13 protein-coding genes are annotated in these 14337 nt (G+C 69.6%); 5 read left to right on the top strand and 8 right to left on the bottom strand.

Annotated elements, in window-relative coordinates; genetic code table 11:
* Positions 1 to 2 precede the first annotated feature (2 nt).
* From J8I82_RS14130 to J8I82_RS14100, 7 genes are all read right to left on the bottom strand, one after another.
* Positions 3 to 1244 carry a CpaE/TadZ family protein gene (locus J8I82_RS14130; RefSeq protein WP_209758414.1) on the bottom strand — a complete coding sequence of 414 codons (1242 nt, stop codon included), beginning with the start codon at positions 1242 to 1244 and terminating at the stop codon, positions 3 to 5.
* A 46-nt stretch (positions 1245 to 1290) separates the two neighbouring features.
* Positions 1291 to 2724: a type II and III secretion system protein family protein gene (locus J8I82_RS14125; RefSeq protein WP_209758412.1), complete on the bottom strand. Its 1434-nt coding sequence runs from the start codon at positions 2722 to 2724 to the stop codon at positions 1291 to 1293.
* Positions 2725 to 2743: 19 nt separating this feature from the next.
* Entirely contained in the window at positions 2744 to 3715 is a 972-nt protein-coding gene (cpaB, locus tag J8I82_RS14120; protein ID WP_209758410.1) for a Flp pilus assembly protein CpaB, read from the bottom strand.
* A gap of 64 nt (positions 3716 to 3779) precedes the next feature.
* Positions 3780 to 4286, bottom strand: a complete 507-nt coding sequence (locus J8I82_RS14115) for a TadE/TadG family type IV pilus assembly protein (RefSeq protein WP_209758408.1) — start codon at positions 4284 to 4286, stop codon at positions 3780 to 3782.
* Between the two features lie 69 nt (positions 4287 to 4355).
* Positions 4356 to 4886, bottom strand: coding sequence for an A24 family peptidase (locus J8I82_RS14110; protein WP_209758406.1), 531 nt, complete (start codon positions 4884 to 4886; stop codon positions 4356 to 4358).
* Between the two features lie 15 nt (positions 4887 to 4901).
* On the bottom strand, positions 4902 to 5084 hold the full coding sequence (locus J8I82_RS14105; RefSeq protein ID WP_209758404.1) for a Flp family type IVb pilin: 183 nt from the start codon (positions 5082 to 5084) through the stop codon (positions 4902 to 4904).
* Positions 5085 to 5458: 374 nt separating this feature from the next.
* Complete coding sequence (locus J8I82_RS14100) at positions 5459 to 6676, bottom strand: collagen-like triple helix repeat-containing protein (protein ID WP_209758403.1); 1218 nt, start codon at positions 6674 to 6676, stop codon at positions 5459 to 5461.
* Between the two features lie 760 nt (positions 6677 to 7436).
* Here J8I82_RS14100 and J8I82_RS14095 point away from each other — a divergent pair.
* Complete coding sequence (locus tag J8I82_RS14095; RefSeq protein WP_209758401.1) at positions 7437 to 8681, top strand: collagen-like triple helix repeat-containing protein; 1245 nt, start codon at positions 7437 to 7439, stop codon at positions 8679 to 8681.
* Positions 8682 to 8860: 179 nt separating this feature from the next.
* A complete protein-coding gene (locus J8I82_RS14090) occupies positions 8861 to 10528 on the top strand; it encodes a ShlB/FhaC/HecB family hemolysin secretion/activation protein (protein ID WP_209758399.1) in 1668 nt (555 codons plus the stop codon).
* Between the two features lie 134 nt (positions 10529 to 10662).
* Here J8I82_RS14090 and J8I82_RS14085 read toward each other — a convergent pair whose 3' ends face one another.
* Positions 10663 to 10869, bottom strand: a complete 207-nt coding sequence (locus tag J8I82_RS14085; RefSeq protein WP_029048440.1) for a dodecin — start codon at positions 10867 to 10869, stop codon at positions 10663 to 10665.
* A 177-nt stretch (positions 10870 to 11046) separates the two neighbouring features.
* Here J8I82_RS14085 and J8I82_RS14080 point away from each other — a divergent pair, with 177 nt between their 5' ends.
* The 3 genes from J8I82_RS14080 (at position 11047) to J8I82_RS14070 (ending at position 14314) form a co-directional block, all read left to right on the top strand.
* Positions 11047 to 11742 carry a phospholipase D family nuclease gene (locus J8I82_RS14080; protein WP_209758397.1) on the top strand — a complete coding sequence of 232 codons (696 nt, stop codon included), beginning with the start codon at positions 11047 to 11049 and terminating at the stop codon, positions 11740 to 11742.
* A gap of 125 nt (positions 11743 to 11867) precedes the next feature.
* A complete protein-coding gene (locus tag J8I82_RS14075; protein ID WP_209758395.1) occupies positions 11868 to 12578 on the top strand; it encodes a dienelactone hydrolase family protein in 711 nt (236 codons plus the stop codon).
* Positions 12579 to 12766: 188 nt separating this feature from the next.
* Entirely contained in the window at positions 12767 to 14314 is a 1548-nt protein-coding gene (locus J8I82_RS14070; RefSeq protein ID WP_209758393.1) for an acyl-CoA synthetase, read from the top strand.
* The last annotated feature ends 23 nt before the right edge of the window (positions 14315 to 14337 follow it).

Below are 14337 nucleotides of genomic sequence, written 5' to 3'. Positions count from 1 at the left end.
GCTCAGCTTCCGGCCTTGGCCGCACGCACCGCGCGCAGCGCTTCGGGCAGTTTTTCCTTCATGCGTCCAAGCAGGCTGGTGTCCTTCGCCGCTTCGGGGCGATAGCCAAGCCGCGCCAGCAGTTCGGCCAGCGCGCGCACGTAGGGATCGTGGGGGTCGTCGTCGGCCAGTACCGCGCCGCGGTTCATCGCCAGCACCAGCGCCTCGCGGCAGTCGGGCAGCGTCGCCACCGACTGCACGCCGACGCGGCGCGCGATCTGCGCGGCGTCGACGCCCAGGCGCGCATCGAAGCGCGACACCAGCAGGTGCAGGTCGTCGCGCTCCACCTCGCGCGCGCGCAGCTCGTGCACCAGCTCGGCCGCCGAGACGATGGCGCCGACGCTCTGCTCGGCGACCAGCACCACGCTGTCGGCGGCCTTGACGATCTGCGCGGTGAACTCGGCATTGCCGAAGCCGCCGAGGTCGATCACCTGCATGTCGAAGAACGCGCGCAGCCGCTCCAGCAGGCTGATCGCTTCCGAATAGGAGATGTCGCGCAGCTCGCCCAGCGCCCCCGGCAATGGCAGCACGCAGACACCGTTGGCATGGCGCATCAGCGCGGTCTGCACGAAGACCTGGTCGAAGCGGCGCAAGTTGCGCACCGCCTCGACGAAGTGGAAGCCCGGGGTCAGGTTCAGGTACAGCGCGCCGTCTCGCGCGGGCAGGCCCAGGTCGAGCAGCAGCACCTCGGCGCGCGCGTCGGACTTTTCGCGCAGCGGCAGGTGGCGGCGCGCGGCGGCCGCCAGGTTGACCGCCAGGCTGGTCACGCCCACGCCCGGGCGCGCGCCCAGCAGCGCGACGATCTTGCCCTGGCGCACGGCCTCGGCGGGGCGCACCTGCTCGCGCGGCACGGCCAGGCGCTTGACCACGGCCTCGGCGTCGGCCGGCGCGTCGCGCAGGTCGATAAAGTCCTTCACGCCCATGCGCAGCGCGGCCAGCATGACGCCGGGATCATCGGCGCGGCCGACCGCGACCAGCGGCAGGCCGGGAAAGAGCCGCAGCAGCTGCTCGCCCAGGCGCGCCGAGGCGCTGGCCAGTTCGGGCGAGAAATGCAGGAACACCAGCCCGGGGCGCAGCTCGCCGACGCGCGCGATAAAGGCCTCCTGGGCTCCGCCCTCGGCCACCAGCGTGCCCAGCCCGCCCAGGACCTTGCCCAGCCAGTCCCTGACTTCGCCCTGCGTGGCATGCAACAGGAAATAGTCCATCGTTCCGCCTCAGCGTGTTGGCCATGCCCGCCGGCATGGCCGGCGGCTATTTTGAGAAACCCGGCAACGTCGGGTCCGCGTACTCGCCCACCATGTACCAGCCCCAGACATTGGGGCTGGCGCTGGTGCGGCCGTCGGCACCGACGGCGTGCGCCGCCGGCGCGCCCTTGGCCAGCGGCTTCACCAGGCGCGGCGTGACGACGATCATCAGCTCGCGGTCTTCCTGGTGGAAATTCAGGTTCTTGAAGAAGGCGCCGATCACCGGCAGGTCGCCCAGCAGCGGCACCTTGCTGACATTGCTGACGGTGTTGCGGCTGACCAGCCCGCCGATCACGAAGCTCTCGCCGTCGCCCAGCTCCACGGTAGTGTCGGCGCGGCGCGTGACGATGGCGGGAACCACCGCACCGTTGATCGAGATGCCGCGCGACGGATCCAGGTCGCTGGCCTCCGGCGCCACCTTCAGCGCGATCCGGTTTGCCGAGAGCACCGTGGGCGACACGGTCAGCCCGATGCCGAAGGGCTTGAACTGGATCGTGGTGGTGCCCAGCGCCTGCGGCACCGGGATCGGGATCTCGCCGCCGGCCAGGAAGCTGGCGCTCTGGCCAGAGAGCGCCACCAGGCTGGGCTCGGCCAGCACGCGTGCCAGGCCGTTCGCCTCCAGCAGGCTGATGTTGGCGAAGATGCCGTTGCTCAGCGACGCGGCCACCAGGTTGAAAGCGCTGCTCATCGGCGATGACAGGTCGGCGCTGAAGCTGCCGGGATTGCCGTTGGCGCCGGGGGTGAAGGTGAACTTGTTCAGCGTCGACGGCGAAAAGGAACCGAAGGCAAAGCCGGAATGGTTGCGGAAGAAGTTGATGCCGGCTTCCTTGAGCACGGTCTTGCTGACCTCGACCACCTTGACGTCGACCTGCACCGTGCCGCTGACCGGCACCGTCGAGCGGTCGATCACCAGGCCGGGCCTGCCGTCGGCCTTGCCTGCGGTGGCGGCACGGGCCGATGCCTGCGCGCGCGCCGCGGCGTAGGCATCGGGCGACTGCCCGCTGATCGCCGCGCCCGCTGCGGAGTAGCCCACCCTGGCGCCATCCGCATCGGGGGCGATGGCGTCGACCTGCACGCTGTACGTCACCGGTTCGGCGTTGCGCGTCCACATCATGACGTCGGTCACGCCCGGCTGCCTGGCGACCAGCAGCACGCTGGGCGTGCCGCGGGTGCGCAGCACCAGCGCGTCGGCGACGGCCGGGTTGCCGACCGCCACGCGCTCCACCGGCTGCGCCGTGCGGATTTCCTTCTGCGCGCCGGCCATCAGGCGCAGTTGCCGGGCTGGCGCCGGGTCCTGCGCGGATCCCGGCACGGCCTCCTGCGCCAGAGCGCGCGGCGCCAGTGCACACCAGGCGGTGCTTGCCAGCATCGCGGCAAGCACCACCTGCGTCAGCTTGCGGCGCGCTGCCGCGGCGGGGGACTGAGTCTTGTTGGTATGCATGCGATAAGCGCCCACGTTCTTACTCGATCTCGCGCTTGCCGGCACGAATCACTTCCACGCCCGCGCTTTCGCGCGCCTGGCGCGCTGCAGGCTGCGCGGACACCTGCAGCGGGCGCGCCACCGGCGCTGCGGGCACCGGCGCTTGCGGCGCCCGCGCGGCTTTGCCGCCCGCGGCGCCGGTGGCCGCCATGCCGGACAACGCCACGCCGGCGACGGCCCGGTCGGGCGCGGCGCGCGGCGCATCGGCCGGCACGCCGGTGCGCAGGGCCAGTGCCGGCGGCGGCTCCACGAACATGCCTTCGCTCGGCATGGCCTCGTCGTGCGGGTTGCGCAGCGCCAGCAGCAGGCGCCCCGACTGCTGCGCCATGGCGAGCCGGCTGACCTGTTCCAGCGGTACCGCCAAGACCGCGGTCTTGGCGCCTTCCTGCCGCGCCATCATCTGTTCTGGCTTGTCCGGCTGCGGCCGGTGCACCGCGGCGGCACCGTAGGACAGCACCCGCAGCCGCGACAACAGCATGCGGGCGTGGCTCTCCGGGATCTCCTGCTGGTCGCGGCGCAGCACCAGGAACACATCGACGTAGTCGCCCGGCTGCACCTGGTTGCCGACACCGATGACCTCGTCGACCTGCACCGCCACGGCGCGCTCGCCTTCCGGCACCTGCGTCGCCAGGCCGGCCAGCAGCTGGGTTTCGAGCACGGGCACGTTGGCGCCCAGCGGCACCAGCAGCACCTGTCCGCTGACGCGCGCCACGTCGGTGTAGGCGCCGGCCGGATCGATCGGCAGCATCTCGACCTTGAGCGCGTCCGCGCCGATGGGCTTGCCGGCTTCCACGGCGCGCGTGGTGACGACTACCGGGTGCATGGGCGACGCCCCCCTTGGCGCCTTCTCCGCAGGCGCCGGCTGGCTGCCGACCTGCCAGGCCAGTACCGCAAGCAGCAGCGCCAGCCCCAGCAACACCACCGCCACAAGTCGGATCTGCTTGCTGGTCATGAGAAGTTCCTTTGTGCGGACAGCGCTAGAAGTACCTGGAGGTGCGCCATGGCGTTCACCGCGCTCAGATATCGGGCGAAAGCTGGACCATGGCCGTGCCGGACAAAGTCGCCGGCACCGGCACCATCGGCACGGCTGGAAGGATGTTGGCGGTCGGCAGCCTGAGCGTGACCTGCACGCACAGGTCGGCGGAACCGCTTGCACATGGCACCGCCTGCGCGACGTTCGCCGGGGTGATGGCGCTGCTGATGGAGGTGGGCAGCGTGCCCAGCGCGATGGCCGAGGCGGCGCTGACGCGTGCCGCCTGCGTTGCGGCCGCGCCCGTGCCGGATACCCCGGACGGATAGCGCAAGGCGGCGCGTGCCCCTTCTTCTGCCGCCAGCGTCAGCACCTGCTGCAGTGCCAGCACCATGCCGTAGTAGACGATGCCGATGACGATGGCGAGCAACAGCGGCACCACGATCGCAAACTCGATCGCGGCGCTGCCGGCAGCTTGCCTGCGCCGGACGCATCCCGAGGGAGACTGCCCGCTGTCCCGGTCTACCCTCTTGACCCTTGCGTGCTGCCACATCTGTCCGGTCCCTTTCTTGTTCTCGCGCCGACCGGCGGCGCAGACTGCGTTCCTGTCGCTGTGCCCGGGCTATCCGCCCGCGGCCAGCCACCACAGCACACCAGCTGCCAGGTATGCCGCGTACGGAATGCCCCGCGCACATGCAAACTGCGCTGCCGGCGCCAGTCCGTTGCCTTGCGCATCCGTGCCCTGCGCGAACGCCGGCTCGCCCTCGACCGCAGGCATCCGTGCCGCGGCGCGCTGCCGGCGCGCCGCCAGCCCGCTGCCGTCCAGTGCCAGCGCAAGCAGCGCGTGCACCATCCCGAGCAGGCTGCCGACGACCCATGCCATGACCAGCCCCTGGGGACCGGTGAACAGACCCGCCACCGCCAGGAACTTGACGTCACCCGCCGCCATGCGCCCGAGGGCGTAGACCGGCAGGGTGACCGCAAGTCCCAGGCCCGCGCCGGCCAAGCGCGTGCCGGCCGGCAGTTCCGTGCCCTGCCCGGCCAGCAGCGCGAGCCCGAGGGCCAGCACGGCAGCCGCCAGCATGGCGTTGGGAACGCGCCGGTAAGCGAAGTCTGTGTAGAGGGTCGCCGCGCACAGGAGCGCAGCAATCACGTGGATACCGCCGGCTCAGGATGCCGGCAGCCAGGCGATCACGCGTTTGGCAAGGTTGTCGAAACCCGTGTTGAGGTTGGTGCCAAGGGTACCGGCACCGACAGCGACGGCAAGGGCCACCAGGCCCGCGATCAGCCCATACTCGATGGCCGTGGCGCCGCGCTCGTCCTTGATGAAGCGTGCAATGAGGCGTTTCATGTTGTCACTCCCGAGTGATCGAAAAAGACCGCGATCACGCTTCCCCCGTTCGATTATCGCGGTACTCTGTGGCCCGCTCTTTATCGACATTTCACGCTGCGCTGCGCTTTTTTTATAAGGCACGAAATGTCTCAACCATACCCCTCCAACGGGTGATGGGAATGACCCGAAAGGGTCATGCGCGCGTGTTTGAACCGGCCCATGCCAGGCTACGCGCGCCTTGTCAAAAATCCGGGAAAAATGGCCGGGAACCGGCCTGTGGCCTGGCGCCGCGGCCTTTTGGGGCAGCGGCGCCAGAGGAAGAAAAAGATGCGCTGCGACGGGGTGATGAGCGACAGCGCACCGTGAAAACCCTAGGGTTGGATTGAGACAATTCAGTGCAGCAGGCCCCCCAGCAATGGCAGCTGCAGCAACTTGCCATCGCTGTCGCCATAGCCGCCCTTGCCGCCCTTGCCGCCATGGCCGTTGCCGTGACCGTTGCCATAGCCGCCGCCGTGGCCGCCACCAAGCAGCGGCAGGTTGTCCAGCAGCCCGCCTACGGGGCTGCCGTTGTGGCCACCCCCATGCCCGCCGCCGTGGCTGCCACCGTGACCGCCCAGCAACGGCAGACTGCCCAGCAAACCGCCGCGCGGACCACCGTCATGCCCGCCGCCATGGCCGCCCAGCAGCGGCAGGTTGCCCAGCAACCCGCCCAGCGGATGGCCGCCGTGCCCGTCGCCATGGCCGTAGCCACCGTTGACCAGGCCACCGGCGGCTGCCACCGGCTTGCCGGTTTCCTTGAACACACCGCCCAGCGGCGCATCGCCGTGGCCGAGCAGGCTGCCGCCGCTGGCGACCGTGTAGCCGAGCTTGCGCAGCAGGCCATCGGCCGGCTTGCCCAGGCCAGTGACCGCGCCCAGCTTCTGGGTGCCGTCGGTCACCTTGCTGGTGAGCGGCACGATGACCTTGCTGACGCTCTCGGTCACGTTCTCGATCGGGCCTTCCGAGAGCACGTGGTAAAGCTTGTGGCCGCCTTCCTTGACCCCGTAGCCCACTTCCTTGACCAGCTTGCCCGCCGGCGTCGTCACCGGCGCCAGCGGCGCAAGCTTGTCGGTACCCAGGCCATAGACCAGCTTGCCGGCGCTGATCACGGCCTCGCCACCCTCTTCGACCACGTTGCCGGCGCTGGCCACGGTGATGCCGACCGGATTGCGCACCTGGCCCATCTTGCCGAGCCCGTCGTGCAGCCCGTCGCCAAGCGCGCTCACGGCGTCGCCGGTGTTGTCGACCACCCCGCCCAGCCCATAGCGCGCCTTCCCGGGCAGCAGCGGAACCGGAGCATGCTTGATGTCCTCGCCAATCTCGCTGATGGCATTGCCCGCGGCCGCCACGGTATGGCCCGCACCGTGGACCACCTCGGCGGTCGGGGTGGGCTCGCCCCGCGCGCTGCTCGGTCCCGGCATGCTCATCGTTTCGGTACCACCGCCGCCGTTGGGGCGCGGGTTGATGCCGCTGCCGCCGCCGCTCGACGAGCAGCCCGCCAATAGGACGGCGGCTATGCAAGCCGCGGCCAGTAATGTCATGGAATGCTGCGCCGGATGCTGGGTTCTCATTGCCTTGCTCCTCTGTCAGGTCGGCCGCGGCCGTGCCGTGGCCATCGCGTCTTGGTCTGTCGCACGGATTGCCGACGAGCCTCCCCAGGGCCCCGCTTTGCCCACCGTCGCTGGCCGCATCCTTGCAGGGCACGGCCACGCGGTGGAGCGCAGGATCGCCGGCGCGTCGGGACCTGAATGGCAAGGCGCATGCCAGCCTGGCAAGGAGCGCTGGCGCACATTGGGGGCAGACGCGCATACACGGTCGCGCGCCTTGCCGGGCGCGGCTTGCGGGGAATTGCTGGCCGTCTGTCCGGTGCCCGCCGTAGCGTTACGGCGGGCGCGAGCGGCGTTACGTGCTACGTAACGTGTTCCGTCTGCCCGGGAACATCGGCGTTCGCCACCGCACGCAACGGCGGCGGGCGGCAACGGTCGTTGCGGCGTGATGGAGATCCGGCCCGGCCCCGGCGTGGCACGTCACGACCCTGTCATTTCAGCCATTTCTGTTCCGGCCAGGCGACACACGTTACGTAACGCGTAACGTCCCCAGACCCATTCCGTCCCGCCTCACCGCACTCCGAACCGCTTCGCGGCATCGCACGCAATGGCAGGCCCCATGAGGCTCTACGGGCCACGCACCCCGCTTTGGCGGGGTGCCCGCCGCGGGCCGGCTCCGGCGCTGGCATGGCCGTTGCGCCAAGCCAGCGTGCCGCCGCACGCAGGACTGAAAAGGCGTTGCGCGGCCGAGCGATTGAAACGACGGGAACAGAGGGAATCAACCATGCGCAAGCAACAATTCGCCGTTACGGCACTCCTGGCAACCCTGCTGGCACTGGGCGGTTGCGCCAGCGGCAGCGGCTCGACCTCCATGGGCACTTCGGGCACCAAGGGCGGCAGCAACAATGCGGGCACGAACGGTACCGGCGGCCTGGGGGGCGGCACCGACCTGTCCGGTGGTGGTGGCAGCGGTAGCGGTGGCGGCGACGACAATGGCGGCAACGACGGCGGCGGCCAGGCCCCCGCGCTGACGCCGACGGCGGCCATCATCCACAACGCGGGCTCGGTGCTTGGCGGCGCCGGCAGCACGGTCGGCGACCTCGGCACACAACTGGGCAGCACCAACCTGCCGCTGGTGCCGGCGCAGACGCAAAGCGGCCTGGGCGGCGTGGTCGGCAACACCGGCGACGCCGTAGGCGCGCTGGCCGACGGACTGCAGGGCGGCCTGGGCAGCATGTCCAATGTCTCCAACCCGGTCGGGGTCACGGTGGCAAGCACCGGCAATGTCGTCGGCGAACTGGGCGCCGCGGTATCGAGCGCAGGCACCGCGGTCAGCGGCCTGGGCACCGGCCAGCTCGCGCCGCTGGCGCCCCTGGCCACGCCGCTGGGCGCAGTCGTCGACAAGGCCGGCGACACCGTCACCGCGACGGGTGCCAGGCTGAACACGGCCCTGTCGACCGGCCCGGTCGAGCAGGTCACCAGCAGCGTCAGCAAGCTGATCGTGCCGCTTACCTCGCAGCTGACCAGCACCACACAGACCGCAGGCGCAGCGACCGGGCTCGCCACCCCGACTGCCAGCCTGTTGGCCACGGTCGGCGGCGCACTGGCCACGGCCGGCACCAGGCTGCAACAGACCAATACGCCGATGGTCTCCGGCCTGGGCGGCACCATCAATGCTGCCGGCACCACGGTGGCATCGCTGGGCAGCGCAGTGAACGGCCCGGCCACCGGCGGCGGGCTGGGCGCGCTGAGCCCGGCGCTGGCACCGGTGACGGGGCTGGCTAGCGGCGTCACCGGCGCGACCGGGGGCAACGCAGGCTCGCCGCTGGCTCCCGTCACCGGGCTCGTCAGCGGGCTGGCCTCCACCGGCGGCAGCACGCCGCTGGCGCCGGTCACCAATGTCGTCGCCGGCCTCACCGGTGGCACTACGTCCACCTCCGGCGGCACCGCCGGCAATGGCTCTGCCACCGCGGCCGGCCCCGTCGGCGGCTTGCTGGGTGGCCTGACCGGGGCGCTCGGCAGCAAGTAATACCGCGCAGGCCAGTTGTCCGCGCCCGCGCGCGCGGCAACTGCATGATCCGATTCAGCGTAGCGGCCACGCACTCATCCGCAACAGCAGGGTCGAGCAGGCGCCGGGGGTAGCGGCAATTCCCGGCGCCAGTGGCACGCGATGCAAATAGCCGCAAGCATTCTTACAGGGGTATTGCCATGCGTGCACGTCACCGCGTTGCCGCGCTGCTGGTCGGCGTCGGCGCGTTCCATCACGGCCTGGTCCAGGCCGATCCCCGCAGCCCGGTCCAGGGCGACCCGACCCTGACCCTCCCGAAGATCGCACCGGCCCGTCCGGACAGCAGCGTGACCGTGCAGGTCGAGCGCCCGCAGTCGGCGCTGCAGGAACTGCTGGAAGCGCGCCTGACGCCGCGGCGCTTCCGCATCGAGGGCGTGAAGACGCTGCCGTTCGCCGAGGTGGCCGCGCAGTTCTCGCCGCTGGCGAACCGCGAGATCACGGTCGCGCAGCTGCTCGAGGCGGCCAACACGGTGACGAAGATGTACAAGGACAAGGGCTACCCGCTGTCGTTCGCCTTCGTGCCGGCGCAGGATTTCGCCAACGGCGACGTGCTGGTCACGGTGGTGGAAGGCTACGTGGCGCGGGTCACGGTGACCGGCAAGGCCGGCCCGGTGGAAAGCCGACTGCGCGCCATCGGCGAGAAGCTGCAGCAAGACCGCCCGCTGCGCCAGGAGACCTTCGAGCACTACGTCAACGTGCTGGCGCTGCAGCCAGGCATGCAGGTGGCCGCGACGGTGCAGCCGCCGACGACCACCGACGGCGCCAGCGAGATGGTGCTCGACGTCAAGCGCAAGCCGATCACCGTCGGCACCGGCATCGAATACATGTCGCCGGGCCTGCGCGCGATCGCCACCGCGACCACCAACGGCCTGACGCCGCTGGGCGAGCAGGTGTCGGTGTCGGCGCTGTTCCCCAAGGGCCGCGACAACGAGGAGTACTACGCGGCCAGCTATGCGCAGCCGCTGGGCACCGAAGGCATGATCGCGCGCGTCCATGCCTCGCACTACCGCGGCGTGCCACAGAACGCGACGCTGCCTGGGATCGGCTTCAACCAGCGCTACATCAACGACACCAAGCGTATCGGCGGCTCGCTGAGCTATCCGCTGCTGCTGAACAATGCCCATTCGCTGACGCTGACCGGCGGCTTCTACGGCGCCGACCAGTTCGAGCGCTACACCCACACCGCCACCGGCACCAAGGTCACGCTCGGCACCAACGTGCGCGTGGGCACCGCCGAGCTGACCTACGTGCAGCGCGGCGAGGGCGTGACCCGCAACGCCACGCTGGGCCTGTACAAGGGTTTCGATGCACTGGGCGCCAGCCGCGAGAACAACGTCAATGACCTGAGCTTCTTGCGCACGCGGCTGCTGCTGTCGCAAGCCATGGACCTGCCCGCGCGCTTCGGCCTGACGCTGTCCGCGGCGGGCCAGTACAGCGGCAACAGGCTGGCCTCCGGCGAGCAGATCAGCTTCGGCGGACGCTTCTTCGGTCTGGGCTATCCCGCCGGCGAAGTGGCGGGCGACAAGGGGTGGGGCGCATCGGCGGAGATCAGCCGGCTGTTCACGCCGGACATGGCCTATCTGCGCACGATCCAGCCCTATGTGCTGGCCGACGTGGCGCGGGTGTTCTCCAACAGCGTTTCGCTGTCGCACCGCAAGCTGTCATCGGTGGCGCTCGGCGCGCGCTTCTCGGACCGGCGCTTCTACACGCTCGACCTGTCGGTGGCGCAGCCGGTCGGCGACATGCCGACCAACGCCAGGCACCGCTCGCCGCGGATCAACGCCACCTATTCCTACCAGCTCGACTGAGGCGCGCCCGATCGGCTTCCAGGTCTTCCAGGTTTCCCTGCACCCGGCCGGCGGCCGTATTGCGCCGGCCGCCTTTTTTCAGGCAGGCGGTCCAGCAGGAGCGAAGCGCGGCGCAAACAGCGAGCGCGGCGCGCTCAGGTCACGCGGAAGCCGACCTTGAGCGTGACCTGGAAATGCGCGATCTTGCCATTCTCGATATGGCCGCGCGTTTCCACCACTTCGAACCAGTCGATGTTCTTGATGGTTTCGCCAGCCTTGGCAATGGCGCTGCGGATCGCCGCATCGCAGCCATCCGGCGAAGAGCCGACGATTTCGACCAGCTTGTAGGTATGGTTCGACATGTCCCTCTCCTTGGCGGGCGGACCCGCGGGGTTCCATCCATCATAGGCGCCATGCGCCGATAGTCCCAAGGCCGGTGCCGCCGGCGCATATCCTGTTACACATCGCCCTTTGCCAGTGGCGTATGCGGCTGCTACGCTGCGGTCCCGCGCAACACTGCCCGCGCCGTGGCTTACCGAATGTTCCGCCGTACCTTACTGGGCCTTGCCCTCGCCGCCGCCGTCTCGGCCTTCACCTCGTTCAGTCCCTTCGCCCTGATCGCGCATGCACGTTCGGCGTCCGGCTTCGATCAGGTCACCGAATCCATCTCCAACAGCATCAGCGACACCTTCAGTGAAGCGGTGGCCAAGCACCTGCCCTCTCGGTCCGGCAAGCCGGCCCAGCCGCCCGAGGCCAGCCCCGCGCCGAGCAAGCCGTTCGCGCAGGGCAGCGGCTACACGCTTTGCTTCGTGCCCGACGGCGCGAGCTGCCAGGCGCTGCTGGTCAATGCGATCCGCAGCACGCGCCGGCAGCTGCTGGTCCAGGCGTATTCGTTCACCAGCGCACCGATCGCCGAGGCCGTGGCGCAGGCGCACCGGCGCGGCGTGGACGTGCGCGTGATCCTCGACAAGAGCCAGCAGTCGGAGCGCTATACCAGCGCCACCTATCTCAAGCACGCGGGCGTGCCGGTGGTGATCGACAACAAGCCCGCGATCGCGCACAACAAGGTGATGGTGTTCGACGACCAGGCGGTATTCACCGGCTCGTTCAACTTCACCAAATCGGCGCAGGAGCGCAATGCCGAGAACGGCATGCTCATCCGCGGCGATGCCGCTGTGGTAAAGGCCTATACCGACAACTGGCACAAGCGCTACCGGCAATCGCGCGCGTATTGAGGCGCTTGTTGCACGACCAATGGCAGCGCCAGCACGACGGCGCTCACGGTGGCAAACTTGCGGCTGGCGCGCGGCACGCGCCGCGCATTCCGCCTACCCATGAGCCATTCCGGAGAGCCTTTGTCATGACAGCCATTCCCGACAGCCAATGGATCCGCGTCGACAGCGACGCGGGCAGCTTCGACGCCTACCTCAGCCTGCCGCCGGCGGGCGTCCGGCCGGGCGCACCCGGCATCGTGCTGCTGCAGGAGATCTTCGGGGTGAACGAGCACATCCGCGCGGTGGCTGACCAGTACGCCGCCGACGGCTATGCCGTGCTGGCGCCCGACGTGTTCTGGCGCCAGGCGCCGCGCGTCGAGCTGGGCTATGCGGGCGACGACATGACGCGTGCGATGGCGCTGCGCCAGGCGGTCGACATCGAAGCCACGCTGGGCGACATCGCCGCCACCGTGCAGGCGCTGCGGCAGCGCACCGGCGCCGGCAAGGTCGCAGCGGTGGGCTACTGCTTCGGCGGACTGCTGGCGTACCTGAGCGCGGCGCGCGGACTGGTCGACGCGGCGGTGCCCTACTACGGCGGCGGCATCCAGAACCAGCTGCAGGAAGCTGCGAACATCCGCGTGCCGGTGCAGTTCCACTACGGCGCGCTCGACGCGCACATCCCACCCGCAGCGGTGCAAGGCGTGCAAGATGCGATGGCCGGCAAACCCGGCACCGAGATCCACGTCTACGGCAACGCCGATCATGGTTTCAACTGCTGGGCGCGGGCCTCATATCACCAGCCCAGTGCCGCGCTGGCACACGGGCGCGCGCTTGCCTTCCTGGCACAAACGCTGTAACAGCCCCGAGGATTTCTCAGATTGCCTGGGCGCTTAAGGGCGTTTAAGGGCGCTTAAGGGCGCTTAAGGGCGTTTAAGGGCGCCTAAGCGCGCCTCGCCGCCTTGCCATCGCAAGGCGGCTGCCCTTATCCTCGGCGCCTGGCTTCAAAGACTTGCTGGACCCTCGAACCATAACAACGGAGACCACCATGCAGTCAGAGCAGCAGCGCGCCCTGCGCAACACCATCCCCGATGCCATCGCCCGCGCGGTACGGCGCAGTCCCGCCAAGACCGCGATCCGCTTTGGCGAGCGGGCCTGGAGCTATCGCGAACTCGACCTCGCCGCCGCGCGCGTGGCTGGCGCGCTGGCACGATGGGGCCTGCGTCCCGGGGACCGCGTCGCAGCCTTCGGCAAGAACTCGGATGCATACGTGCTGCTGTGGCTGGCCTGCCTGCGCAGCGGGCTGGTCCATGTGCCGGTCAACTTCTCGATGACGCGGCCGGAAGTGGAATATCTCGTCACGCAATCCGGCGCCAGCGCGATCTTTGCCGACCCGGCACTGGCCGGGCGCATCGATGGCCTGCCATGCCGCATCAGCGGCACGCTGCACGGCGGCAGCAGTGCGCGCGATATCCTCGCCGCGGCGTCCAGCGGGCCCGCGGCACCAATGCTCGACAGCCTCGCCGACACCACGCCGGCGCAGATCCTGTACACCTCCGGCACGACTTCCGCACCCAAGGGCGCGGTGCTGACCCATCGCGCGCTGCTGGCCGAGTATGTCAGCACGATTGCCGCCTGCGACATCCGCGCCACCGACTACTCGCTGGCCGCGCTGCCGCTGTATCACTCGGCGCAGATGCACGTGTTCCTGATGCCGCTGCTGCTGTGCGGCGGCACCACGCTGATCGCCGACAGCCCCGAGCCGGGCTACTGCCTGCGCACCATCCACGCGCAAGGCATCACCAGCTTCTTTGCCCCGCCCACGGTCTGGATCTCGCTGCTGCGCCATGCCGAGTTCGACCCTGCCAGGCTCGGCGCGCTGGTCAAGGCCTACTACGGCGCATCGATCATGCCGGTGCCGGTATTGCTGGAGCTGCAGCAGAAGCTGCCGGCGCTGCGCTTCTACAACTGCTACGGGCAAAGCGAGATCGGGCCGCTGGCGACAGTGCTGGGTCCCGACGAGCATGCGGCGCGGCCCGCGTCGGCAGGACGGCCGGTGCTGAATGTCGAGACGCGCATCGTCGACGAGACCATGCGGGACGTCCCCCCCGGCCAGCTCGGCGAGATCGTGCACCGCTCGCCGCAGCTGCTGACCGGGTACTGGGACAAGCCGGAACAGACCGCCGAAGCCTTTGCCGGCGGCTGGTTCCATTCCGGCGACCTCGGCTACATGGATGCCGAGGGCTACCTGTACGTGGTCGACCGGATCAAGGACGTGATCAATTCAGGCGGCGTGCTGGTATCGAGCCGGGAAGTTGAAGAGTGCCTGTACACGCATGGCGCGGTGGCTGAAGCGGCCGTGTTCGCGCTGCCCCATCCGAAGTGGGTCGAGGCAGTGGCCGCATGCGTGGTGCGCAAGCGCGGCCAGGAGGCCAGCGAGGACGCGCTGATCGCGCATGCGCGCCAGGCGCTGGCGCCGTTCAAGGTGCCCAAGCGCATCGTGTTCGTCGACGACCTGCCGCGCAATACGGCCGGCAAGCTGCTCAAGCGCCAGCTGCGCACGGATTACGCGCAGCTGTTCAGCACCGAAGCCTAGCCGGCCGGCGCCGGCATCGGCGC

The sequence above is a fragment of the Cupriavidus consociatus genome (assembly GCF_017814975.1).
Lineage (GTDB): Bacteria > Pseudomonadota > Gammaproteobacteria > Burkholderiales > Burkholderiaceae > Cupriavidus > Cupriavidus consociatus.
Note: the sequence above shows the minus strand (reverse complement) of the source record. Positions and strands in the feature narration are given on the sequence as shown.